General features: G+C 64.7%; 24 protein-coding genes. 19 read left to right on the plus strand and 5 right to left on the minus strand.

The annotated features are described in order from the left end of the window. The 14 genes from HWX62_RS30755 to HWX62_RS30820 form a co-directional block, all read left to right on the plus strand. Nucleotides 1-560 (plus strand): type IV secretion system protein VirB4 (locus HWX62_RS30755; protein ID WP_175985312.1); only part of this gene is annotated, 560 nt, incomplete at its 5' end. Further along, complete coding sequence (locus tag HWX62_RS30760; RefSeq protein ID WP_006122481.1) at nucleotides 557-1339, plus strand: conjugal transfer protein TrbF; 783 nt, start codon at nucleotides 557-559, stop codon at nucleotides 1337-1339. The genes HWX62_RS30755 and HWX62_RS30760, both read left to right, overlap by 4 nt. Nucleotides 1340-1356: 17 nt before the next feature. Beyond that, nucleotides 1357-2256 carry a P-type conjugative transfer protein TrbG gene (trbG, locus tag HWX62_RS30765; protein ID WP_006122480.1) on the plus strand — a complete coding sequence of 300 codons (900 nt, stop codon included), beginning with the start codon at nucleotides 1357-1359 and terminating at the stop codon, nucleotides 2254-2256. 2 nt (nucleotides 2257-2258) lie between these two features. Further along, the gene (locus tag HWX62_RS30770) at nucleotides 2259-2747 is read left to right on the plus strand and encodes a conjugal transfer protein TrbH (protein WP_006122479.1); all 489 of its coding nucleotides are present in this window, start codon (nucleotides 2259-2261) and stop codon (nucleotides 2745-2747) included. A gap of 4 nt (nucleotides 2748-2751) precedes the next feature. Beyond that, nucleotides 2752-4173: a TrbI/VirB10 family protein gene (locus tag HWX62_RS30775; protein ID WP_011114050.1), complete on the plus strand. Its 1422-nt coding sequence runs from the start codon at nucleotides 2752-2754 to the stop codon at nucleotides 4171-4173. A gap of 20 nt (nucleotides 4174-4193) precedes the next feature. After that, the gene (trbJ, locus tag HWX62_RS30780) at nucleotides 4194-4958 is read left to right on the plus strand and encodes a P-type conjugative transfer protein TrbJ (RefSeq protein WP_010890135.1); all 765 of its coding nucleotides are present in this window, start codon (nucleotides 4194-4196) and stop codon (nucleotides 4956-4958) included. 9 nt (nucleotides 4959-4967) lie between these two features. Further along, a complete protein-coding gene (gene trbK, locus HWX62_RS30785) occupies nucleotides 4968-5195 on the plus strand; it encodes an entry exclusion lipoprotein TrbK (RefSeq protein ID WP_000644148.1) in 228 nt (75 codons plus the stop codon). A 10-nt stretch (nucleotides 5196-5205) separates the two neighbouring features. Continuing rightward, entirely contained in the window at nucleotides 5206-6924 is a 1719-nt protein-coding gene (trbL, locus tag HWX62_RS30790) for a P-type conjugative transfer protein TrbL (RefSeq protein ID WP_011114051.1), read from the plus strand. A gap of 17 nt (nucleotides 6925-6941) precedes the next feature. Beyond that, a complete protein-coding gene (locus HWX62_RS30795; RefSeq protein ID WP_010890138.1) occupies nucleotides 6942-7529 on the plus strand; it encodes a TrbM/KikA/MpfK family conjugal transfer protein in 588 nt (195 codons plus the stop codon). A gap of 13 nt (nucleotides 7530-7542) precedes the next feature. Further along, entirely contained in the window at nucleotides 7543-8178 is a 636-nt protein-coding gene (locus HWX62_RS30800; protein WP_011114052.1) for a transglycosylase SLT domain-containing protein, read from the plus strand. A 28-nt stretch (nucleotides 8179-8206) separates the two neighbouring features. Beyond that, nucleotides 8207-8473 (plus strand): conjugal transfer protein TrbO, encoded by a 267-nt coding sequence (locus HWX62_RS30805; protein ID WP_175985314.1) that lies wholly within the window; start codon nucleotides 8207-8209, stop codon nucleotides 8471-8473. Next, nucleotides 8473-9171: a TraX family protein gene (locus HWX62_RS30810; protein ID WP_011114053.1), complete on the plus strand. Its 699-nt coding sequence runs from the start codon at nucleotides 8473-8475 to the stop codon at nucleotides 9169-9171. Before HWX62_RS30805 ends, HWX62_RS30810 begins: the two co-directional genes overlap by 1 nt. A 15-nt stretch (nucleotides 9172-9186) precedes the next feature. Beyond that, complete coding sequence (locus HWX62_RS30815; protein ID WP_001665065.1) at nucleotides 9187-9618, plus strand: OmpA family protein; 432 nt, start codon at nucleotides 9187-9189, stop codon at nucleotides 9616-9618. A 154-nt stretch (nucleotides 9619-9772) separates the two neighbouring features. Further along, on the plus strand, nucleotides 9773-10447 hold the full coding sequence (locus HWX62_RS30820) for a DNA methylase (protein WP_011178411.1): 675 nt from the start codon (nucleotides 9773-9775) through the stop codon (nucleotides 10445-10447). 1 nt (nucleotide 10448) lies between these two features. Here HWX62_RS30820 and HWX62_RS30825 read toward each other — a convergent pair whose 3' ends face one another. Then, on the minus strand, nucleotides 10449-11108 hold the full coding sequence (locus HWX62_RS30825; protein WP_011178412.1) for a recombinase family protein: 660 nt from the start codon (nucleotides 11106-11108) through the stop codon (nucleotides 10449-10451). A 473-nt stretch (nucleotides 11109-11581) separates the two neighbouring features. Further along, nucleotides 11582-12595, minus strand: a complete 1014-nt coding sequence (intI1, locus tag HWX62_RS30830) for a class 1 integron integrase IntI1 (RefSeq protein ID WP_000845048.1) — start codon at nucleotides 12593-12595, stop codon at nucleotides 11582-11584. Nucleotides 12596-12752: 157 nt separating this feature from the next. Between intI1 and HWX62_RS30835 the strand changes: the two genes are divergently transcribed. The 5 genes from HWX62_RS30835 (at nucleotide 12753) to HWX62_RS30855 (ending at nucleotide 16163) form a co-directional block, all read left to right on the plus strand. Further along, nucleotides 12753-13580, plus strand: coding sequence for an OXA-2 family class D beta-lactamase OXA-838 (locus HWX62_RS30835; protein WP_150823470.1), 828 nt, complete (start codon nucleotides 12753-12755; stop codon nucleotides 13578-13580). Between the two features lie 51 nt (nucleotides 13581-13631). Continuing rightward, nucleotides 13632-14186 (plus strand): aminoglycoside N-acetyltransferase AAC(6')-Ib', encoded by a 555-nt coding sequence (locus tag HWX62_RS30840; protein WP_014454105.1) that lies wholly within the window; start codon nucleotides 13632-13634, stop codon nucleotides 14184-14186. 168 nt (nucleotides 14187-14354) lie between these two features. Further along, nucleotides 14355-14702 carry a quaternary ammonium compound efflux SMR transporter QacE delta 1 gene (locus HWX62_RS30845; protein ID WP_000679427.1) on the plus strand — a complete coding sequence of 116 codons (348 nt, stop codon included), beginning with the start codon at nucleotides 14355-14357 and terminating at the stop codon, nucleotides 14700-14702. Beyond that, on the plus strand, nucleotides 14696-15535 hold the full coding sequence (sul1, locus tag HWX62_RS30850; protein ID WP_000259032.1) for a sulfonamide-resistant dihydropteroate synthase Sul1: 840 nt from the start codon (nucleotides 14696-14698) through the stop codon (nucleotides 15533-15535). Before HWX62_RS30845 ends, sul1 begins: the two co-directional genes overlap by 7 nt. A gap of 127 nt (nucleotides 15536-15662) precedes the next feature. Beyond that, entirely contained in the window at nucleotides 15663-16163 is a 501-nt protein-coding gene (locus tag HWX62_RS30855; protein WP_000376623.1) for a GNAT family N-acetyltransferase, read from the plus strand. Here HWX62_RS30855 and HWX62_RS30860 read toward each other — a convergent pair. From HWX62_RS30860 to HWX62_RS30875, 3 genes are all read right to left on the minus strand, one after another. Beyond that, nucleotides 16132-17124: a TniB family NTP-binding protein gene (locus tag HWX62_RS30860; RefSeq protein WP_001381192.1), complete on the minus strand. Its 993-nt coding sequence runs from the start codon at nucleotides 17122-17124 to the stop codon at nucleotides 16132-16134. The two genes, HWX62_RS30855 and HWX62_RS30860, sit on opposite strands and share 32 nt — an antisense overlap. A gap of 2 nt (nucleotides 17125-17126) precedes the next feature. Continuing rightward, the gene (locus HWX62_RS30865) at nucleotides 17127-18806 is read right to left on the minus strand and encodes a Mu transposase C-terminal domain-containing protein (RefSeq protein ID WP_000179844.1); all 1680 of its coding nucleotides are present in this window, start codon (nucleotides 18804-18806) and stop codon (nucleotides 17127-17129) included. A 555-nt stretch (nucleotides 18807-19361) separates the two neighbouring features. Further along, nucleotides 19362-23708, minus strand: coding sequence for a zincin-like metallopeptidase domain-containing protein (locus HWX62_RS30875; protein WP_006122509.1), 4347 nt, complete (start codon nucleotides 23706-23708; stop codon nucleotides 19362-19364).

Consider the following 23708-nt stretch of genomic DNA (forward strand, 5'->3'; position numbering starts at 1 on the left):
AGTTCGCGCTGCCGGTGCTGCTCTACCTGTTCCGCCGCATCGAGCGCGCACTGAAAGGCCAGCCCTCCGTCATCATCCTGGACGAAGCCTGGTTGATGCTGGGCCACCCCGCGTTCCGCGCCAAGATCAGGGAATGGCTCAAGGTGCTGCGCAAGGCCAACTGCCTTGTGCTGATGGCGACGCAAAGCCTCTCCGACGCGGCCAACTCGGGCATCTTGGACGTGATCGTGGAATCGACCGCGACCAAGATTTTCCTGCCCAACGTCTACGCCAGGGATGAGGACACATCGGCGCTCTATCGCCGTATGGGCCTCAACGCGCGTCAGATCGAAATCCTGGCGACTGCCATTCCGAAGCGTCAGTACTACTACGTCTCGGAGAACGGCCGCCGTCTCTATGACCTTGCCCTGGGGCCGATGGCCCTGGCCTTCGTCGGTGCGTCCGACAAGGAATCGGTCGCCACCATCAAGAGCCTCGAAGCCAAGTTCGGCCACGAATGGGTGCATGAGTGGCTGGCCGGCCGTGGGCTGAATCTCAACGACTACCTGGAGGCCGCATGAGCATCGCCGACACCCTCAAGGGCTTGATCTTCAAGAAGCCCGCCAACTCCGCCGAGCCGCGCGATCCGCGCCGCTCGAAGGAACCGCTCGCCGGCGGCCGCCGTGCGGGCGAGGCCGAGAACCCCTACCTGGCCGCGCGCCGCACCTGGAACGATCACGTGGGCGGCGTCGTCTCGCAGCGCCAAACCTGGCAGGTGATCGGCATCCTGTCGCTGTTGATCGCGCTGGCCGGCGTGGGTGGCGTGATCCACATCGGCAGCCAGTCGAAGTTCATCCCCTACGTGGTCGAGGTGGACAAGCTGGGCCAGACGGTGGCCGCCGGCCCGGTGCAGGCCGCAGGGAAGGCCGATCCGCGTGTCATCCACGCCGCCGTTGCGGACTGGATGAGCTGCGCGCGCATGGTGTCGCCTGACGTGGCCTTGCAGCGCAAGTGCGTGTTCAAGGCGTACTCGATGCTCGCCCCCAACGATCCGGCGACGCCAAAGATGAACGAGTGGTTGAACGGCACGCCCGATTCCAGCCCGTTCAAGCGCGCCGAGAAGGAAATGGTCAGCGTCGAGATCAAGACCGTCATCCCGCAAACGCCCGACACCTGGCAAGTCGAGTGGGTGGAAACCACGCGCGACCGCCAAGGCACGCTGAAAGGTCAGCCCGTCACCTGGCGCGCGCTCGTGACTACCTACATCGCCGAGGTCACGCCCAACACCACCGATGAGCAACTGCGGAACAACCCGTTGAGCATCTACGTGCGTGATTACTCCTGGTCCCGCATCCAATGAATTCGAGGTCATCCACCATGAAGAAAACCCTCTCCGCTTTGATCGTGGGCGCTGCTGTGGCGGTGCCCTCCCTGGCTCTGGCCGCCCCTGGCGACGACATTGCCGACAAGTATTTCAACAAGACCAACCCGACGCTGACCGCTCAAGAGCGCGCGGCGCTCGCCATCGCCAAACGGTGGGAAGCGGGGTCGGCGACGGGCATCAAGCCGGTGGCCGGCTCGGGCGGTGCCATCAAGTTCGTGTACGGCGCGCAGCAGCCGAGCATCGTTTGCGCGGTGCTCCAGGTGTGCGACGTGGCCTTGCAGCCCGGCGAACAAGTGAACTCGATCAACCTGGGCGACACGGCCAGGTGGACGGTGGAACCGGCCATCACCGGCAGCGGCGCGACCGAGGTTCAGCACCTCATCATCAAGCCGATGGACGTGGGCCTCGAAACCAGCCTGGTTGTGACCACGAACCGCCGCAGCTACCACTTCCGCCTGCGCTCGCATCGCACCGAGTACATGCCGCAAGTCTCGTTCACGTACCCCGAGGAAGCGCAAGCCAAGTGGGACGCGATCCAGCGCCGCGAGAAGCAGGAACGCACCGACAACACCCTGCCGGCGACGGGCGAGTACCTGGGCGATCTCTCGTTCGACTATGAGCTGTCCGGGTCGGCGAGCTGGAAGCCTGTGCGCGTCTACAACGATGGCCGCAAGACCATCATCGAAATGCCCGGCACGATGCAGCAGACCGAAGCGCCGACGCTCCTGGTCGTGCGCAAAGAGGGCGGCTTGTTCACCGACGACGAAACGGTGCTGGTCAATTACCGCGTGCAGGGCAATCGCTACATCGTGGACACGGTGTTTGACCGCGCGATCCTGATTGCCGGTGTTGGCAGTAGCCAAGACCGCGTGACCATCAGCCGGAGGAAGTGACCATGCGCAAGATCGTCTCTCTCGCGCTGCTCGCCCTCGCCCTGGGCCTCGGCGGCTGCGCAACCACCAGCCAGTACGGCAACTTCGTCCAGTCGGCCGCGCTCGATCAGCAGAAGCTCGCCACCGACGCGGTGCAGCAGCTCGCCACGCTGTACGCGCCGGCGCGCACGCGCCTGGAGCTGCAACAGCCGACGCCCGATCCGTTCGGCCAGGCGCTCGTCAAGTCGCTGCGCGACAAGGGCTATGCCCTCCTGGAGTACGCCCCGGCCGGCGCTTCCACGCAGGCCCCGGCCTCGGCGGCATCGCAGGCGAGCGCACCGGCCACCACGGCCGCGTCGGGCGGCCTGCCGTTGCGCTACGTGCTCGACCAGGCTGGCGACTCGAACCTGTACCGCCTGACCTTGATGGTCGGCAATCAATCCATCACCCGCCCTTACCTGGCGCAAAACGGCACGTTCGCGCCGGCCGGGTACTGGGTGCGCAAGGAGTGACGCCATGACAGAAAACGCCGATCAGATGGCACCTGACGCTTCGCCTGGCGAAGTGTCCAAGAAGGCGGGCGTCCGTCGCGTCAACAACATGCCCATGTACATCCTCGGCGGCGTCCTGCTGTCGTTCGTGCTGGTCATGGCCCTGGTCGCGGCGGATCGCGCGGCCAAGCAGAACGCGCCGGCGGACGGCCCCAAGGAGAAGGCCGGCAACACGTCGATGTTCGCCAAGGAGATCGCAGGCGACAAGACCGGCGGCTTGATCGAGCCGGCAAGCCCGCTCAAGGTGCCCGACATGCCGACCGGCCCGGCGTCGGCTCCGCTGGAGATCGCGCGGCCGTCCAACCCGGACGCGCCGCCGGCCCCGCCGGCCAACCCCGGCAACCCGGGCCAGCCGGTGAACGACGACGAGGCCCAGCGCATCCGCATGGCGAAGATGCAGATGTTCGGCGAAGCCGTGAAGGCCAAGACCACCGTGCGCGTGGATGCCCCGCGTAGCAACGGCTCCGCGCCGGGTGGCCCGAGCACCTACACCGGCACGCCGCAGACGCGCGATGAAATGCTGAACCGCATCGCAGCGGTGCAGCAGCAAATTGACGCGCAGCGCAGCAACGATCCGACCGCCGCCTATCAAGCACGCCTGGCGCAGATTCGCGGCATGGGCGTCGGTGGTGGCGGCGCGGCTCCGGCCGCCGGCGGCATGGGCGCGGGCGGTGCGCCGCAGCTCCTGCAAACCTCGACCAGCGGCGGCGGGCGCAACAGCATGGCGCAGTTCGGCCAAGGTGGGCAGGGCGACCGCTGGAAGCTGGATTCGCAGCCGGAAGCGCCGCGCACACCGTTCGAGCTGCGCGCGGGCTTCGTCGTGCCGGCCACGCTCATTTCGGGCATCAACTCCGATCTGCCGGGCCAAATCATGGCCCAGGTCGCGCAGGACGTGTACGACACACCGACCGGCAAGCACCTGTTGATCCCGCAGGGATCGCGCCTCGTCGGCTCGTATTCGAGCGACGTGGCCTACGGCCAAGCGCGCGTGCTGGTTGCGTGGCAACGCATCGTGTTCCCCGATGGCAAGGCGATGGACATTGGCGCGATGCCAGGCGCGGACAGCGCGGGATACGCGGGCTTCCACGACCAGGTGAACAACCACTATGTGCGCCTGTTCGGCTCGGCCTTCCTCATGTCCGGCGTGACAGCAGGCATCACCTACAGCCAACGCCAGAACCAGGCCACAAACACCTATGGCGCACCGAGCGCCAGCAGTGCCCTAAGCGAAGCCCTCGGCCAGCAGCTCGGCCAGGTTACGGCGCAACTCATCGCCAAGAACCTGAGCATTTCGCCGACGCTGGAAATTCGGCCGGGGTATCGCTTCAACGTCGTGGTCACGAAGGACATGACGTTTTCCAAGCCGTACCGTTCCTTCGATTACTAACGCCATAGGAGAAAAGCACCATGAAGCCGAAGTTTTTAGCCGCTAAATTGGCCCTCGTCATTGCTGTTTCGAGCACGCTGGCGGTCACACCTGTGCAGGCTGGCATCCCCGTCATCGACGGCACCAACCTGTCGCAGAACATCATGACGGCCATCGAATCGGTGGCCCAGACGCTCAAGCAAATTGAGCAGTACAGCACCCAGCTCCAGCAGTATCAAAACCAACTCCAGAACACGATGGCCCCGGCCGCGTATATCTGGGATCAGGCGCAATCGACCATCAACGGGTTGATGAACGCGGTCAACACGCTGGATTACTACAAGACCCAACTCGGCAGCCTGGACAGCTACATCGGCAAGTTCCAGGACGTGAACTACTACAAGAACTCGCCGTGCTTTACGGCGGCAGGGTGCTCCGACGCGGAACGCGCAGCACTTCGGAATGTGGCCCAGCTCGCGAGCGAGTCGCAGAAGAAGGCCAACGATGCCTTGTTCAAGGGCCTCGATAGGCAGCAAACGAATCTCACGGCCGATGCAGCGACGTTGCAGCGTCTTCAATCGGCAGCGCAGGGCGCGCAGGGCCAAATGCAGGCCATCGGCTACGCCAACCAGCTCGCCAGCCAGCAGGCCAACCAGCTCTTGCAGATTCGTGGCCTGCTGATCGCGCAGCAGAACGCGATGGCAACCAAGATGCAGGCCGACGCCGACAAGGAAGCCCAGCAGGCGGCAGCGGCCGCACAACTGCGCCAGGGCAGCTACCGGGCCAGCCCGGCGCGCACCTGGTAAGGGGGATTCATGAAAGCAATCAAGGCTCTGTCCTTGGCCTCGGCCGCCCTCGTGGCGGCCTTGGTCGCCGGCTGCGACAACAAGCCGGCCACGGCCCCCATGCCGGAAGTGAACGACGAGAACTGCAAGCCCGAGAACATCGCCAAGATCGAGGACAAGGGCGTCCAGCAGGCTTTTTCGTCGCTGTGCTTGCGTCGTGGTGGGGATTTCAAGCCCAGCCCGAAACGCGAATGGTGAGGTGCTGACGATGAGAATGCCAGCCAATCTAAAAACCCTCGCCCTGCCGCTGTTCGTCTGGCTGGCGTTCTTCGCGGTCGATGCCCACGCGGCCATCGACAACGCCGGCGTGTTCGATAGCGTGCTGGATCGCTACCAGGCCGCCGCGAGCGGCTGGGCCGGTGTCATCACCACGGCCGCAACCTGGCTCTTCTGGACGCTGGTTGTGATCTCGATGGTCTGGACGTTCGGCATGATGGCCTTGCGCAAGGCCGACATTGGCGAGTTCTTCGCGGAGTTCGTCCGCTTCACGATCTTTACCGGCTTCTTCTGGTGGGCGCTGACCAACGGCCCTAACTTCGCCTCGTCCATCTATGCGTCGTTGCGGCAGCTCGCCGGCAACGCGACGGGCCTGGGCAATGCTCTGTCGCCCTCGGGCATCGTGGACGTGGGCTTTGCGATCTTCGACAAGGTGATGGATCAGTCCTCGGTGTGGTCGCCGGTGGACAGCATGGCCGGCATCCTCATGGCCGTGGCGATCCTGGTCATCCTGGCCCTGGTCGGTGTGAATATGCTTCTGCTGCTCGCGTCGGGCTGGGTGCTCGCCTACGGCGGCGTGTTCTTCCTCGGCTTCGGTGGTTCGCGCTGGACTTCCGACATGGCGATCAACTACTACAAGGTCGTCCTGGGCGTGGCCGCGCAGCTCTTCGCAATGGTGCTCCTGGTGGGCATCGGCAAGACCTTCCTCGATGACTACTACTCGCGCATGAGCGCCGGCATCAGCCTCAAGGAAATGGGCGTGATGCTGATCGTCGTCATCATCCTCTTGGCGTTGGTCAACAAGATTCCGCCGCTCATCGCCGGGATCATCACCGGCGCGAGCGTGGGCGGTGCCGGCATCGGCCAGTTCGGTGCAGGCGCTGCGTTGGGTGCCGCAGGCATGGCAGCAGCAGCGGCCGCGACCGGCGGCGCCGCTCTGGCCGCCGGCGCAGCCTCGGCCGCCGGTGGTGCCTCTGCCGTCATGGCCGCCTTCTCGAAGGCCAATGAGAACGTGTCGGCAGGCACGGACGTTATGTCGGCCTTCTCGGGCGGCGGCAGCTCGGGCGGCGGTGCGGGCGGCGGCGGCGACGCCGGCACCGGCAGCACGCCCTTCGCTCAGGCTGCGGGCTTTAGCGGCAGCTCCGGCGGTGGCTCTTCGTCGGGTGGCGGCAGCCCCTCGACCGGCAGCAGCTCGGGCAGCTCGAAGGGCGGCGATAAGGGCGGCGGCAAAGCCGACGCCGGCGGCCAGGGCAGCAGCTCGACGGCCAGCACCGGCAGCAGTGCCGACAAGGCCGCCAAGAACGAACCCAAGCCCGCCGGCGGGGCAGGGCAAGGGCAGCAGGCCGCACCGGGCAGCACCGGCCCCGGCTTGCTCGCATCGGCCGCATCGGCCCTCGGCACGGCCGGCCGCATCGCCGCCGACGCCGGCGCGAACTTGGCGAAGGGAACCGCCGATGTTGCCAAGGCCAAAGCCGCGAGCCTGCGCGAAGCCGCAGCCGAGCGGATCGCCGACACCACTGGCGGAAAGATCGCCGCCGCGATCAAGGCGCAAGGAAGCGGCACGGCCGAGAACATCGACGTGCCCGACCAGCAGCCCGCGCCGAGCTTCGGCGACAACAGCCTGGCAGGCGGCCCCGCCGATGCCGATCCCGAGTCCGAAGTAGCTGCGTTCGCCAACCGCGAGCAAGGCCGCGACGGCACAACTGCGTAACCAAGGAGAGTCCAACCATGAAGAAGAAACTGTTTGCCCTGGCCGCCCTCGTGGCAGCCCTCGGATCGACCGCCGGCACGGCCAGCGCGCAAGACGTGCTGACCGGCGACACGCGCCTGGCCTGCGAGGCGATCCTGTGCCTGTCGTCGGGCACGCGCCCGAGCGAATGCACGCCGTCGCTGTCGCGGTACTTCAACATCACGAAGCGCAAGCTGTCGGACACGATCCGCGCCCGCCTGAACTTCCTCCAGCTTTGCCCGGTGGCGAGCCAGACGCCGGAAATGCAGTCGCTCGTGTCGGCGATCTCGCGCGGCGCTGGCCGTTGCGACGCGCAGTCGCTGAACTCGACGTTGGTGATGTGGACGGGCGGCTACGACGATGGGCGCACGTACATCAGCAACCAGTTGCCTGACTACTGCGGGGCCTACACCGGCCACGCCTACACCGACTTCGCCAGCAGCGGCACGCTGCCGCGCTATGTCGGGACGCCAGAGCGGGGCGGGTATTGGGTCGAAGCGCGCGACTATGACCGCGCCTTGGCCGAGTACAACGAACGCATCCGGCGCGAGGACGAAGAGCGCCGCCGTCAGTCCTGGCTGAACTGAGGGAGGGGAGGGCATGCCGTTCTTCGCCGATCTGCCGCCGCAGCTCCAGGAGCGCGTCGTCTGCTCGATCTCGGCCGCCGTCAAGTACGAGGTGCCGGTCAACATCGTGTTGGCCGTCGCCGAGAAAGAGGGCGGCAAGCCGGGCCAGTGGGTGCGCAACTCGAATGGCACGCATGACGTTGGCCCGATGCAGTTCAACACCGCGTACCTGGGCGACCTGGCCCGATACGGCATCACGGCGAACGATGTGGCGGCTGCCGGCTGCTACTCGTTCGACCTGGCCGCCTGGCGGCTGCGGATGCACATCCGCAACGACAAGGGCGACCTCTGGACGAAGGCGGCGAACTACCACTCGCGCACGCCGCAGTACAACGCGGTGTACCGGGCCGACTTGATGCGCAAGGCGTCGAAGTGGGCCGATTGGCTCGAAGCTCGGTTCGTCACGCTTGACGTGACGAAGGCCGGGGCCACGCCCTCGACGCCCAGCCAGCCCGCGACGGTGGCCCAGCGGGCGACGCCGGCGGCCAGGCCGGCACCAGCACCCCAGCAGGCCGCCCCAGCGGCCGCAGCAGCTCGCAGCGTGTCGGTGGCCGGCTACGTGCCCCGCACGGTGTCTTTCAACACTTCACGCGAGGGGTCGGCCGAGTAGGCCGGCTCTTCCGATTTAGCGGCTAAACATGAACAAATTCCACGCCTTCATGATGCGGTATACGCTGGGCGTCGGCCGGTTGCTTCAAGCCTATTGCAAGTGGGCGGAAGGACAGGCCAAGAACCAGCTCGATTTGCTTCTGCTGGGCCTCGGCCCGATCTTCGCCTTGGGCCTTCTGCTGTGGGCGCTGCCGGCGTGGATCGGCAAGCCCATCGCCTTCGTGCTCTCACTGCCAGCGCTCTACATCATCTTCCTGGTGCTGCGCGCCTACGCGATTCGCGGGGGCCGGCGCTGATGAAGGCCCTGCGGATTCCTGATGGAACCGTCGAAGCGTTGAAGTGGCTCGCACTGGTTCTCATGACCGGCGATCACGTCAACAAGTACCTGTTCAACGCGACGCTGCCGGTGCTGTTCGAGGCCGGCCGCGTGGCGCTCCCCCTTTTCGTGTTCGTCCTGGCCTACAACCTGGCCCGGCCGGGCACGCTCGAACGCGGCGTGTACGGCCGCACCATGTCGCGCCTGGCGATGTTCGGCGCGCTGGCCTCCGTGCCCTTCGTGGCCCTCGGCGGCCTGTACGCCGGTTGGTGGCCGCTCAACGTGATGTTCACGCTGCTGGTCGTCACGGCCACGGCTTACCTGGTCGAACGTGGCGGCAAGCTGCACCTGGCGGCCGCCGGCGTGGTGTTCCTGGTCGGCGGCAGCTCGGTCGAATATTGGTGGCCGGCCGTGGCTTTCGGCCTGGCGGTGTGGTCGTACACGCGCCGGCCGAGCTGGGCCGCCGCGGCGGTCGCGGTGCTGGCCTGCGCGGCCCTGTGGTTCGTCAATCGCAACCTGTGGGCCTTGGCAGCCCTGCCGGTGCTCTTCCTGGCCTCGCGGGTGGATGTGCGCGTGCCGCGCCTGCGCTGGGCCTTCTACGCCTATTACCCGCTGCACCTGGCCTCGCTCTGGTTGATCCGCATCCCCATGAGCAAGGCCGGCTACCTGTTCTTCTGATTGGAGTCCTGCCCCATGCGAAAACCCGTTCTTCTGGCCCTCTCTCTGGCGTTCCTGGTCAGCGCGCAAAGCGCACTGGCCGCCGGCGACGCCGGCAACTTCGGCACGCCGATCAAGTCCGGCGTATCGGTGTCCTTCCCCGACAGCAGCGCGACATTCCAGCCGACGCCAGAGGCCCTGGAGCTGCTGGCCGACGCTAGGAATGCGGCGATCATCTACATCAGCGGGCGCACCAGCACACTACGGCCCAGCGCGGCCGATGAGGCCCTTGCACTACGCCGTGCGCTCTCGGCCAGGTCGTACTTGGTGGCGCGCGGCGTCTCGCCGCTCAAGATCATGGTGAACTTCGCATCGGCCGCCGATTTCGTGGCAGACAACTCGACGGCCGAGGGCCGGCGCGAGAACCAGCGCGTGGACATTGAGGTGGTCTACATCCCCACCTACTGAGCGATCCGGCATCGCCATTCCTGGCGGTGCTGCAGGTCGCTCCAGCAGCTTCGCATCGTCGGCTCTGACGATGCAGGCCCGGCCGGCTTCCCTTGACAGCATCGCCATTTCTGACGATGCTGGCCAAGTCCCGATTTACTCCAGGAAGAAGGCCATGAGATACCCCGGCGGCAAGGGCGGTGCCGGCGTCTACCAGACGATCATCAACAACATCCCGCCTCACGACACGTACATCGAAACGCACCTGGGCGGCGGCAACATCCTGGAGCGCAAGCGGCCCGCTGCCCGCAGCGTCGGCATCGACGTTGATCCCGAGGTGATCGAGGTCTGGCAGCAGCTCGACGTGCCCGGCCTGGAGCTGCACCACGGCGACGCCGTGGCCTGGCTGGAGTCCCACCAGTTCACCGGCTCCGAGTTCGTCTACGCCGATCCGCCCTACGTGATGGACAGCCGGCGCGGCGGCAAGCTATACCGCCACGAATACGACGACGCCGACCACGTGCGGCTGCTCGACGTGCTGGCCGGCTTGCCGTGCGCGGTGATGGTGTCGGGCTACAGCTCAACGATCTATGACAGCTCTCCCTTGGCGTCATGGAGAACCATCGACTTCAACGCGATGACGCGCGGCGGCATCGCTATCGAACGGCTGTGGATGAACTACCCCGAGCCGGCCGAGCTGCACGATCTGCGCTACCTCGGCAGCAACTTCCGCGAGCGCGAGCGCATCAAGCGGAAGAAAGCCCGCTGGCAAGCGAAGCTCGCCAAGCTCGATCCGCTGGAGCGGGCGGCGATCATGGAATGCCTGCGCGAGCTGGAGGCGGCCGAGTAGGTCACGCCTGCGCCTGGTTGTGCAGCGCCCATACGCGCTTGACCTGGCTTTCACTGCACCCGGCCAGCCTGGCCGTCTCTGGAATGCTGTGGCCTGCGCTGCGCAGCGCCACGATGCGTTCATGCACCTTTGTGTTGGCCTTGCGGCCGGTGTAGCGGCCGGCGTCCTTCGCCAGCTCGACGCCCTGCCGCTGCCGCTCGCGGCGATCCTCGTAGTCGTCGCGGGCCATCTGCAACGCCAGCTTCAAAAGCATGTCCTGGATCGACTCCAGCACCACCTTTGCCACGCCCTTCGCCTCGGCGGCCAGGTCGGATAGATCGACCACGCCAGGGACAGCCAGGCGCGCGCCCTGGGCGCGGATCGAGGCCACGAGGCGTTCGGCCTCGGGCAGCGGCAGGCGGCTGATGCGGTCGATCTTCTCCGCAACGACGACTTCACCGGGTTGCAGGTCGCCGATCATGCGCAGCAGCTCGGCGCGATCGGCGCGAGCGCCCGAAGCCTTCTCGCGGTAGATGCCGGCGACGTAGAAGCCGGCGGCCCTGGTGCTCTCTACGATGGCGGCCTGCCTGGTCAAGTCCTGCTCGTCGGTGCTGACGCGCAAGTAGATGCGCGCGACCTTGAAAGCGACGCCGGCGGCCTGGTGCTCGGTCGGCGTCCGCATGATGCGGTCGGCACCTTCGACCAGGCCATCGCCGCCGACGCGCAGCGGTGGCGTCTTGGCGAGCGCCTGGCGCGCTGCGCGTGACTGGCGCGGCATGGCCGCAATCTGTGTTTCCTGGGCGGTGCGCGGCGCGATGATCGCGCTGCGCTTCGCCTTGGTCTTGCCTGGGAAGTAGCCGTTGCGGCTGGTCATGGGTTCCTCCGGTCATTTTGGGTATACGCAAAGTGTCCGGTCATGCTACCCCCGGCCAAAAAGGCCGTCATGCGATTTATGTCGTTTTCAGAAGACGGCTGCACTGAACGTCAGAAGCCGACTGCACTATAGCAGCGGAGGGGTTGGATCCATCAGGCAACGACGGGCTGCTGCCGGCCATCAGCGGACGCAGGGAGGACTTTCCGCAACCGGCCGTTCGATGCGGCACCGATGGCCTTCGCGCAGGGGTAGTGAATCCGCCAGGATTGACTTGCGCTGCCCTACCTCTCACTAGTGAGGGGCGGCAGCGCATCAAGCGGTGAGCGCACTCCGGCACCGCCAACTTTCAGCACATGCGTGTAAATCATCGTCGTAGAGACGTCGGAATGGCCGAGCAGATCCTGCACGGTTCGAATGTCGTAACCGCTGCGGAGCAAGGCCGTCGCGAACGAGTGGCGGAGGGTGTGCGGTGTGGCGGGCTTCGTGATGCCTGCTTGTTCTACGGCACGTTTGAAGGCGCGCTGAAAGGTCTGGTCATACATGTGATGGCGACGCACGACACCGCTCCGTGGATCGGTCGAATGCGTGTGCTGCGCAAAAACCCAGAACCACGGCCAGGAATGCCCGGCGCGCGGATACTTCCGCTCAAGGGCGTCGGGAAGCGCAACGCCGCTGCGGCCCTCGGCCTGGTCCTTCAGCCACCATGCCCGTGCACGCGACAGCTGCTCGCGCAGGCTGGGTGCCAAGCTCTCGGGTAACATCAAGGCCCGATCCTTGGAGCCCTTGCCCTCCCGCACGATGATCGTGCCGTGATCGAAATCCAGATCCTTGACCCGCAGTTGCAAACCCTCACTGATCCGCATGCCCGTTCCATACAGAAGCTGGGCGAACAAACGATGCTCGCCTTCCAGAAAACCGAGGATGCGAACCACTTCATCCGGGGTCAGCACCACCGGCAAGCGCCGCGACGGCCGAGGTCTTCCGATCTCCTGAAGCCAGGGCAGATCCGTGCACAGCACCTTGCCGTAGAAGAACAGCAAGGCCGCCAATGCCTGACGATGCGTGGAGACCGAAACCTTGCGCTCGTTCGCCAGCCAGGACAGAAATGCCTCGACTTCGCTGCTGCCCAAGGTTGCCGGGTGACGCACACCGTGGAAACGGATGAAGGCACGAACCCAGTGGACATAAGCCTGTTCGGTTCGTAAACTGTAATGCAAGTAGCGTATGCGCTCACGCAACTGGTCCAGAACCTTGACCGAACGCAGCGGTGGTAACGGCGCAGTGGCGGTTTTCATGGCTTGTTATGACTGTTTTTTTGTACAGTCTATGCCTCGGGCATCCAAGCAGCAAGCGCGTTACGCCGTGGGTCGATGTTTGATGTTATGGAGCAGCAACGATGTTACGCAGCAGGGCAGTCGCCCTAAAACAAAGTTGGGCATTAAGGAAAAGTTAATGGCAATCCGAATCTTCGCGATACTTTTCTCCATTTTTTCTCTTGCCACTTTCGCGCATGCGCAAGAAGGCACGCTAGAACGTTCTGACTGGAGGAAGTTTTTCAGCGAATTTCAAGCCAAAGGCACGATAGTTGTGGCAGACGAACGCCAAGCGGATCGTGCCATGTTGGTTTTTGATCCTGTGCGATCGAAGAAACGCTACTCGCCTGCATCGACATTCAAGATACCTCATACACTTTTTGCACTTGATGCAGGCGCTGTTCGTGATGAGTTCCAGATTTTTCGATGGGACGGCGTTAACAGGGGCTTTGCAGGCCACAATCAAGACCAAGATTTGCGATCAGCAATGCGGAATTCTACTGTTTGGGTGTATGAGCTATTTGCAAAGGAAATTGGTGATGACAAAGCTCGGCGCTATTTGAAGAAAATCGACTATGGCAAAGCCGATCCTTCGACAAGTAATGGCGATTACTGGATAGAAGGCAGCCTTGCAATCTCGGCGCAGGAGCAAATTGCATTTCTCAGGAAGCTCTATCGTAACGAGCTGCCCTTTCGGGTAGAACATCAGCGCTTGGTCAAGGATCTCATGATTGTGGAAGCCGGTCGCAACTGGATACTGCGTGCAAAGACGGGCTGGGAAGGCCGTATGGGTTGGTGGGTAGGATGGGTTGAGTGGCCGACTGGCTCCGTATTCTTCGCACTGAATATTGATACGCCAAACAGAATGGATGATCTTTTCAAGAGGGAGGCAATCGTGCGGGCAATCCTTCGCTCTATTGAAGCGTTACCGCCCAACCCGGCAGTCAACTCGGACGCTGCGCGATAAAACCGCGCAGCGCCGGTTACTTCAACGTTAGGCATCACAAAGTACAGCATCGTGACCAACAGCAACGATTCCGTCACACTGCGCCTCATGACTGAGCATGACCTTGCGATGCTCTATGAGTGGCTAAATCGATCTCATATCGTCGAGTGGTGGGGCGGAGAAGAAGCACGCCCGACACTTGCTGACGTACAGGAACAGTACTTGCCAAGCGTTTTAGCGCAAGAGTCCGTCACTCCATACATTGCAATGCTGAATGGAGAGCCGATTGGGTATGCCCAGTCGTACGTTGCTCTTGGAAGCGGGGACGGATGGTGGGAAGAAGAAACCGATCCAGGAGTACGCGGAATAGACCAGTCACTGGCGAATGCATCACAACTGGGCAAAGGCTTGGGAACCAAGCTGGTTCGAGCTCTGGTTGAGTTGCTGTTCAATGATCCCGAGGTCACCAAGATCCAAACGGACCCGTCGCCGAGCAACTTGCGAGCGATCCGATGCTACGAGAAAGCGGGGTTTGAGAGGCAAGGTACCGTAACCACCCCAGATGGTCCAGCCGTGTACATGGTTCAAACACGCCAGGCATTCGAGCGAACACGCAGTGTTGCCTAACCCTTCCATCGAGGGGGACGTCCAAGGGCTGGCGCCCTTGGCCGCCCCTCATGTCAAACGTTAGATGCACTAAGCACATAATTGCTCACAGCCAAACTATCAGGTCAAGTCTGCTTTTATTATTTTTAAGCGTGCATAATAAGCCCTACACAAATTGGGAGATATATCATGAAAGGCTGGCTTTTTCTTGTTATCGCAATAGTTGGCGAAGTAATCGCAACATCCGCATTAAAATCTAGCGAGGGCTTTACTAAGCTTGCCCCTTCCGCCGTTGTCATAATCGGTTATGGCATCGCATTTTATTTTCTTTCTCTGGTTCTGAAATCCATCCCTGTCGGTGTTGCTTATGCAGTCTGGTCGGGACTCGGCGTCGTCATAATTACAGCCATTGCCTGGTTGCTTCATGGGCAAAAGCTTGATGCGTGGGGCTTTGTAGGTATGGGGCTCATAATTGCTGCCTTTTTGCTCGCCCGATCCCCATCGTGGAAGTCGCTGCGGAGGCCGACGCCATGGTGACGGTGTTCGGCATTCTGAATCTCACCGAGGACTCCTTCTTCGATGAGAGCCGGCGGCTAGACCCCGCCGGCGCTGTCACCGCGGCGATCGAAATGCTGCGAGTCGGATCAGACGTCGTGGATGTCGGACCGGCCGCCAGCCATCCGGACGCGAGGCCTGTATCGCCGGCCGATGAGATCAGACGTATTGCGCCGCTCTTAGACGCCCTGTCCGATCAGATGCACCGTGTTTCAATCGACAGCTTCCAACCGGAAACCCAGCGCTATGCGCTCAAGCGCGGCGTGGGCTACCTGAACGATATCCAAGGATTTCCTGACCCTGCGCTCTATCCCGATATTGCTGAGGCGGACTGCAGGCTGGTGGTTATGCACTCAGCGCAGCGGGATGGCATCGCCACCCGCACCGGTCACCTTCGACCCGAAGACGCGCTCGACGAGATTGTGCGGTTCTTCGAGGCGCGGGTTTCCGCCTTGCGACGGAGCGGGGTCGCTGCCGACCGGCTCATCCTCGATCCGGGGATGGGATTTTTCTTGAGCCCCGCACCGGAAACATCGCTGCACGTGCTGTCGAACCTTCAAAAGCTGAAGTCGGCGTTGGGGCTTCCGCTATTGGTCTCGGTGTCGCGGAAATCCTTCTTGGGCGCCACCGTTGGCCTTCCTGTAAAGGATCTGGGTCCAGCGAGCCTTGCGGCGGAACTTCACGCGATCGGCAATGGCGCTGACTACGTCCGCACCCACGCGCCTGGAGATCTGCGAAGCGCAATCACCATCTCGGAAACCCTCGCGAAATTTCGCAGTCGCGACGCCAGAGACCGAGGGTTAGATCATGCCTAGCATTCACCTTCCGGCCGCCCGCTAGCGGACCCTGGTCAGGTTCCGCGAAGGTGGGCGCAGACATGCTGGGCTCGTCAGGATCAAACTGCACTATGAGGCGGCGGTTCATACCGCGCCAGGGGAGCGAATGGACAGCGAGGAGCCTCCGAACGTTCGGGTCGCCTGCTCGGGTGATATCGACGAGGTTGTGCGGCTGATGCACGACGCTGCGGCGTGGATGTCCGCCAAGGGAACGCCCGCCTGGGACGTCGCGCGGATCGACCGGACATTCGCGGAGACCTTCGTCCTGAGATCCGAGCTCCTAGTCGCGAGTTGCAGCGACGGCATCGTCGGCTGTTGCACCTTGTCGGCCGAGGATCCCGAGTTCTGGCCCGACGCCCTCAAGGGGGAGGCCGCATATCTGCACAAGCTCGCGGTGCGACGGACACATGCGGGCCGGGGTGTCAGCTCCGCGCTGATCGAGGCTTGCCGCCATGCCGCGCGAACGCAGGGGTGCGCCAAGCTGCGGCTCGACTGCCACCCGAACCTGCGTGGCCTATACGAGCGGCTCGGATTCACCCACGTCGACACTTTCAATCCCGGCTGGGATCCAACCTTCATCGCAGAACGCCTAGAACTCGAAATCTAACGTCCGTTCGGGCATCGAGGTCCATGTCGGGGTGGGACGGGCCCGTGGCTTCAAGATCACTTGCAGTCCGACCGCGATGTCTTGGTTGCGCGAGAGGTTGTCGACAGGCCATGCTGAGTGTGCGATGGTTGATCGCTTCCTCGCCGCTCTCCACGGCGACGATGGCCGCCGCCATCAGCAAGTGCGCCAGTTCCCCTATGGTGCCCTCGCTGCGTGTGAGCAGGTAGCGAGCCATGTCCAGCGTGGCAATTGGGGAAGGCCGGCGCAGCGGGAGCGAAGCGGCGAAGCTGGCCAGCAGTGAGCAGCAATCGTCGTTGGCCTCCCATACCGGCAGCATCATCGGCTCGAAGCGATTTTCCAACTGGTCATCGGAGCGGATGGCTAGGTAGGCGTCGCGCGTGCCTACCCCAACCAACGGGATGCGCAGTTCGTTGCCGAGGAAGCGCAGCAGGTTGAGGAATTCCCGGCGGTTGACGCTGTTGCCGGCCAGCACGTTGTGCAGCTCGTCGATCACCAGCATGCGCACGCCGACCTTGCGCAGCAGTGCCAGAGCCAGTTGCTCCATTTCCGGCAACCGTGGGCGTGGGCGCAGCGGCGCGCCCATCGCGGCGAGCAGCGCGACGTAGAAGCGGATCACGGACGGCTCGGACGGCATCTGCACGACCAACACCGGGATGTGCTCCTGGTCGGCGTCGGAGCTGGCCGGGTGGGTGCGGCGGAACTTCTCGACGATCATCGACTTGCCATTGTTGGTCGGGCCAACCAGCAGCAGGTTGGGCATGCGTTGCTTGTTTGGCCACGCATAAAGGGCTTCCAGCCGGTTCAGCGCCTCGACTGCGCGCGGATAGCCGATCCAGCGGTCGGCGCGAAGGCGCTGGATGCGCTCGTCCGCCGGAAGACGGGCCAAGCCCTGGGCCGCCGGCAGCAGGTGGGACAGGTCGATGATGGGATATTCGTCCACGGCTACCACTCCTCAATCTGGTCGAACGGTTTGGCGGGTGGCAAGTTGTCTGCCTGCGGGTCGGCAATATCCGTATCCGGCGGAACGGGCTTGTCCGGCCGAGCTGATGTCTTGAGGTGCTGGCGGCGATCCGCGTCACGCCGCGCCTTGCGTGTGGCCTTCTGCGCGCTGGTCACAATCTCACGCATCTGGCCGATCATGCGGAACAGCGCCGACTCATCCACCTGTTCGCGCCCTTGCTGCCGCAGTTTCGCCAGCGCCTGCCGTTGTTCCCAGAGGGTGACAGCCGGATGCGACAAGGTACGGTAGGGAATTTCCAGGTAATGCTGTCCCTCCGGTTCCAGGACCCAGATACGGCTGATGTCGCGCGGATCGCGCCGGATCAGAAAGGACGGCCAGCGTTCACGCCGCGCAATCCACGGCTTGAGCGCATCGGCGTAGTAGTGGATGTGGTCGATGACAAAGCCGGTGCGGGTCAGCGTGCGCCGGAGGATCGGCAGAAAATCGACCAGGAACGAAGTAGCGCGTGTGACGACGGCCGGTACGCCGACACGCGCCACGGCCTCGGCCCAGCGCGCGGCCGGCGGTTGGAGCAGGCCGTTGTGCACCGAACCGTGGTAGGTGCCGACCGCCAATGTGAGCCAGCGCTCTAGCTCGCGCAGCGTCAGGGCGGCCTTGTTTTCGGAATCGTAGTCGCCGCGCTGGTCAGGGTTGGAGAAGGTCGTTCCCGGCAGTTCGTCGTGAATCATCTGCATCGCCGTGCCGATGATCCGTTCCACGATGCCGCCATAGTGCGGCTGTCCCAGCGGGCGATAGTCCAGCCGGATGCCATGCTGCTCGCAACCCCGGCGCAGGGCCTCGCTCTTGAACTCGGCCGCGTTGTCTAGGTAGAGCAGCAAGGGCTTGCCGCTCATCTGCCAATCCATTTCCACGTTCAGTCCTTCCAGCCAAGGGCGCTTGTCGCAGGCGACATGCACGAGGCACAGGCCAACCGAAACGGCAGACGGCGCTTCCAGCGTGACGACCATGCCGAGCACGCAGCGGGTGAACACGTCGATGGCGAGGGTCAGGTACGGGCGGCCAATAGGTTGCCGGTCGCGGTCATCGACCACGATCAGGTCGATGACCGTATGGTCTATCTGCACCTGCTCCAGCGGCGCGGTCACGGCAGGAGGCTCGCCGCCCACACCTTGTAGGTCACGAGCGGCATCCTGGCCTTCCCGCCGGCGGATGACCTTGCGCGGGTCAAGGCTAGCGATCCGTAAGGCCACGGTATTGCGCGCCGGCACTCGCAGTTTTTGAGCCTTGCACACCTGAGTGACTTCGCGGTGAAAGGCCGCTAGGCTGCGCTTCTGCTTGGTCAGGAACCGCTTTTGCAGTAGCTCGTGGATGACGCGCTCGACCGGTTCCGGCAAGCGCCCCTTACCTTTACCTCCACCGGACTGGCCGGGCACCAGATCCGTCACGAGGCCGCTGCCTTGCCGGGCACGCCGGATCAGAACGTATACCTGGCGCCGAGACAAGCCCAGCGCCTGAGCCGCCATATCGGCCGCTTCGTGCCCGACCGTCTCCGACTGCGCCAACGGACTGATGATCTCCGCACGACGGCGCGCACGCTCCCAAGCCTCATCAGGCAGAGTGGCCACGCCTTGTTCTGGAATCCGTGGGGTGTCCGTCGCCATGCTCACCTCGCTTTGGTGCACACGAGTATTGAGCATAGTCGAGATTGGTGCAGATCACTTCTGATATTGAACTGTCAGGAGCTGGCTGCACAACAGCCATTACGCCCAATCAACTGGTGCAGTCGTCTTCTGAAAATGACAATTTATCTTGGCCGGGTCGTTATTGGCGGGTCTAAATGGCCGCTCCGTGGATCTCATCGCCAGAAATGGCGATGCGAGATCCAGGGCAGGGCGGCCGCCATCGTCAGACCTGGCGATGGTCGACGCCGGCGCGCATCGTCGGATGTGGCGATGCGAGCTCGAGGTCGGTGGCCACCGCCGGCGACCTGGTGCCATCGTCGGCAATGGCGATGCTGCAGCTCGACGTGCGCGGCCTGGTCGTCTCGGCATCGTCGGATGCGGCGATGCTCGAGCGAGGCGAAAAAAAACCGCCTCGGGGTGTCCGAGGCGGCAAGTCTGCATGCGGTTCAGGGAGGAAGAAACCGCGCCGGCGATCAGGGAGGAAAACCGCGCGGCCTGATGTGCAGCTCGGCCACTTTAGCCGGATTTTTCGACTTATCCGATGCGAGCGGCCCGCCGTGGGCGCTGCTCGATCTGCTGTTGCTTTTTCTCGACGTGCTTCTGCTCCTGGTGCTGCTGCTCGTCGCGCTGCACCTGGCTGATGGCCGCGCCGATCTGCCGCTTCACGCCCTCGATGCCCAGCTCGCTCTTGTGCGCCAAGTCGTTGAAGTCGGTGTGCTGCTTCATCGTGGACAGCGCCGCGATCTGCGCGCCGCTCAACATCGACGCCTTGAGCTTGGCCGCCTCGTCGCCGGCCAGCTCGACCTTGCCGGCGGCGGCGTCGGCAAGGCGCTGCTCGGCGCGCAGGTGGGTCTTGAAGCTGTCGGGCGTGATGGCGGGCAAGTCGCGCGGGTAGGTGTTCTCGGCCGGCGCGAAGATCGGGAAGATCGCCTTGCCGCCCACGGCCTGGGCGGCCGCCTCGGCCTTCTCCCGGCCGGGGTTGTTGCCGTGGGTCATGACCAGGTGCCGGTCGTCGTCGCCGGCGATGATGACCGGCTTGTCCGGGAACTTGGCGTGCAGCGCCTTCGCCACGGCCTCAAGGTTGCCGCTGTCGAAGGCGGCGACCGTGGCGTGGCCCACGGCCTCGGCCACCTGGGCCGCCGTGGCGTAGCCCTCCGAGATCACCAGCGCCGGCGCGGCCGCCAGGGCGTCCATGCCGCCGACCGGGTGGAAGCATCCTTCCTTCTTCGAGTCCTTGGCGAACCGCTTAGTGCCGTCCTCCTGGATGTATTGCATCGTCCATTGCTTGCCCTCTGCGTCGAAGGCCGGGATGTAGGTCTTCTGGCCTTCGCGGTCGGTCATCACGCCGGCCTGCGCCTGGATGCCTTTGGCTTGCAGGTAGGGCGTCGGCTGCTCGATGGGCACGAGGTCGGCCATCTGCCGACCGACGCGCTGCGCGGTGGCCTCCTGGGCCTTGTCCTGCTCGACGGCTCGCTGTGCCAGCTTCTCGGCCGCCTCGGCCTGGAGCTTGGCCTTCTCCTGGTCGCTCAAGGCGTAGCCCTTGCTCTTCCAGGTAATGTCCGTGCCGGTCTTGTTGTTGATGATCCGCCCGGCCGGGTGCCCGTCCAGGTGGCCCACGTAGAAGCCATCGAGCGCGCCCTTCTTGCCGCCCTCGACCGGCACGCGGTGCCGCTTGCCATCCATGATCGGGTGATCGCCCTGGGCGTTGCTGCCGGTGAACAGGCCGGCGCTGCGCATGGCCTCGGCGAACTCTTCCCTTGGCGTCATCGCTGGCCCTTGCTGGGCCTGCACGTTCTCGGGCTTCCAGCGTTCGAGCTTCGCCGCGTCGGCGCGCGGGCCGACATACCAGGACTTCGCGGCCTTGTCCCAAAGCGCGCCGGCGGCCTTGGCCGCGTTGCGCTGCTCGTAGGGCACGGCCAGGTACTGGCGGGCCTGCTGGGCCTGCTGCGCGGGCTTCTGCGCCTCGCCCTGGGCTTCGGGTGCCGGCTGGGCCGAACGCGGCTCTACGGCCGCTGTAGCGGCTCCCTGCGCCCATTTGGCGAAGGGAGCGGCATCGGTGCCCGGCGGCACGTACCAGGACTGTTGCTGCCGATCCCAACGCGCCCCGAGGCTCTTGGCCTCGTCCTTCTCCTTGTACGGCACGTTGATGTACTGCCGTTCGGGCTTCTCGGCCTGCGGCTGCGCCTGCTGCCGATCGCGTTCCTGGCGCTCCAGCTCGGCCGCGCGGCGCTGCGCGTCGCTGTCGTTGAGCATGGCCGACGCCTCGGCGGTCTTGCGTGCCTCTTTAGCGGCTGAAATGTCCTCTTCGGTCGCGTTGGGGTCGCGCCGTACACGCTCTTCCTGCACGCGGGCCAGCTTGGCGGCGCGCTCGTGCTGGTTGTCGGTGCCCAGCGCATCGACCAGGTGCAGGCGCTCGGCCAGAGCCTCGGCCTGGCCCTCGGTGCGGGTGCCGGCGACGAAGGCAAAGGCGTCCTCGCCGAACTGCGCATCGGCCTTGCGCGCGTAGACCTGGAACGCCTGCGGCTCGATGCCGGCCTGGGCGGCATCGACGGTCTGGCCGTCCTGCTCGGCCACGCCGACGATGCGCAGCTCTCCGCTCCAGTCGGGCGGCAGCTCAACGCCAAGGTGTTGACGGGTCGCGTCGGCGAACGCCTGGCCGTCGATCTCGCCGGCGGCGAGCTGCCGGCGCGCGGCGGCGGCCTGCTCGATGCCCTGCACCGCGTCGGCAGGATGGGCGGCCAGCAGGGCGGCCGCCTGGTCGATGGTCGGTGGGGTCATGTTCGCCTCCTGGTCTGCGACGGCCGCTTGCTGCTGGGTCAGCGCCGGCAGGGCCATCAACTGGTCGGGCGCGTAGTTGTTCAGCTCGTCCAGGCTGCGAACCTGGTGGGGTTCACCGTCCTGGTCGTGGAACGCAAAGATGCGCTGGCCGTCGCTCCACCTGGCTTCGGCGTCGATGCTCGACACGATCTGTTCGCCGTGCTGCTGGAGCTGCTGCGCGAGGTGGAGCTGTTCGGCCATGTTGGCGAACTCTTGCGCCAAGCCCTTGCGCTCCAGGTAGGCGTTGTCGGTGTCGGTGTGGCTCGGGTCGATGCCGAACACCGGCGACAGCCGGTCATGCGCGACCGCGTAGAACTGCTCGGGATCGGTGCCGGTGATGCTGCCCACGGTTTCGAGGCCACGGCTGCGCAAGGCGTCTTCCAGGGTGTCGCCCTGGAATGCCTGGTAGTGGCTGAAAGACACGTCCGGGTTGTCCAGGACTTCGGCAATGTCCACGGCCAGGGCCTGGGCCACGGCTTCGTCCTGGGCCTGGCTCTGCTGCTGGTCTTGCTCCTGAACCTGCTTCTGCTCGAAGGCCAGCACGTAGTCGTGAATCTTCTCGGCATCGGCGGCCGCGCGGAACACCTCCAGCGGCTCGTCTTGCAGCGCCTTGATCCACGAACCCACATAGGCGGCGTGCTGGCCCGGATCGTGGCCGATGCCCAGCTCGTCGCCGACGATCATGGAAGCGATCTCGGCGCGCAGCTCTTCCTTGGCGTACCCCTCGCTCCCGAACGGGTGCGCCAGGTCGCGGTCAAGGCGCGAAGCGTGGCCCGTCCAGTGGCCCAGCTCGTGCAGCGCGGTCGCGTAGTAGCGGTCGGAGCTGGGGAACTGGCCGCGCTCCGGCAGGGTGATGCTGTCGGTCGAAGGGCGGTAGAACGCCCGATCACCGGCGGCGTGGGTGATCGTCGCGCCCGAGGCTTTCAGGATGTGCTCGGCGCGCTCGACGGCGTTCCAAGTCTGTTCCTTCTTCGGCTGGAGCGGCGGCAGGCCGTCGATCTGCTCGCCGTTGAACACGGTCGCAAAGAACACGCGCGGCCGCTCCAGCATGACGGTTTCCTTGACCGGCTGGCCCTTCGCATCGAGGACGGGCCGGCCGCTGTCGTCCAGCTTGTCTTGCTCTTCGCTGAACTTCCAGTATTGAACCGGCGTGCCTTTCTCGCCCTTGCGAACCTGCGCGCCCACGGCGGCGGCCTGCTTGTAGGTCATCCAGCGCGCATCGCTGCGGCCCTGGGCCATCAGGTGGATGGCGTTGATCCCTTTGTACCGCTTGCCGGTGGTCGGGTTCATCGGCAGGTAGGCGTTGGGTTCGCCCGGCTCCCACGGCTTTTGCCACGGTGCGGTGCCGGCCTTGAGCTGCTCGATCAGCTTTTCGGCCACGACTTCGTGAAACGGCTTCTTCGGCTCCATGTTCTCGTCCCTTCGGAATAGCTCGTTGAACTGAGGGAAGTTCTGCTGTGTCCGGGAACGGTCGCGCAGGCCCTGGGCGACCATGCACACGATGTTGTGCAGGTCGTCGGCCTGCATGGGCCGCACGCGGGCGATGCAGGTTTCCGTGAATGACTGTTGGCCGCGCTGCTGCACCTGGTCGGCGACCTGGTGCTGGCTCGGCTCGATGCCCTCGCAGTGCAGGGCAAACACTTCCTCGGCGCGCACGTCCAGGGACTGGCCGGCATAGCGCCGGTTCACGTCATCCCATAGCGGCTTGAGGGTGGGTTCGTTGCGGGCGGCCGCCAGGCCGTCCAGCAAGGCGCGCTTCTCGCCCGGCGCGAAGGTGTTGGCCCCGTAGTGGCCTAGCACCTCGTGCCGCAGCGTCATCAGTAGGTCGCTGGCGCTCTCGACGTTCTGCAAGGGCACGTCCACGCGGCCACGGTAAGCGCGGCCGGCGTGCAGCGTCTCCTTGGGCACGTAGCCGCCCTTCATGTCGGCCGGCACCTCGGCCGCTCGCGGCCCGTACAGCTCGGCCGCGTCCTCGCGGAACTTGTAGGCCAGCTCCAGCGCGCCGGGGTAGTCGCGGACGAAAGCCCGCGTCACCCCTTGCGCCTCGGCTTTCGTGATCGGCAT

This window comes from Burkholderia sp. BCC0506, from assembly GCF_902833145.1.
In the GTDB taxonomy this organism is placed as follows: domain Bacteria; phylum Pseudomonadota; class Gammaproteobacteria; order Burkholderiales; family Burkholderiaceae; genus Burkholderia.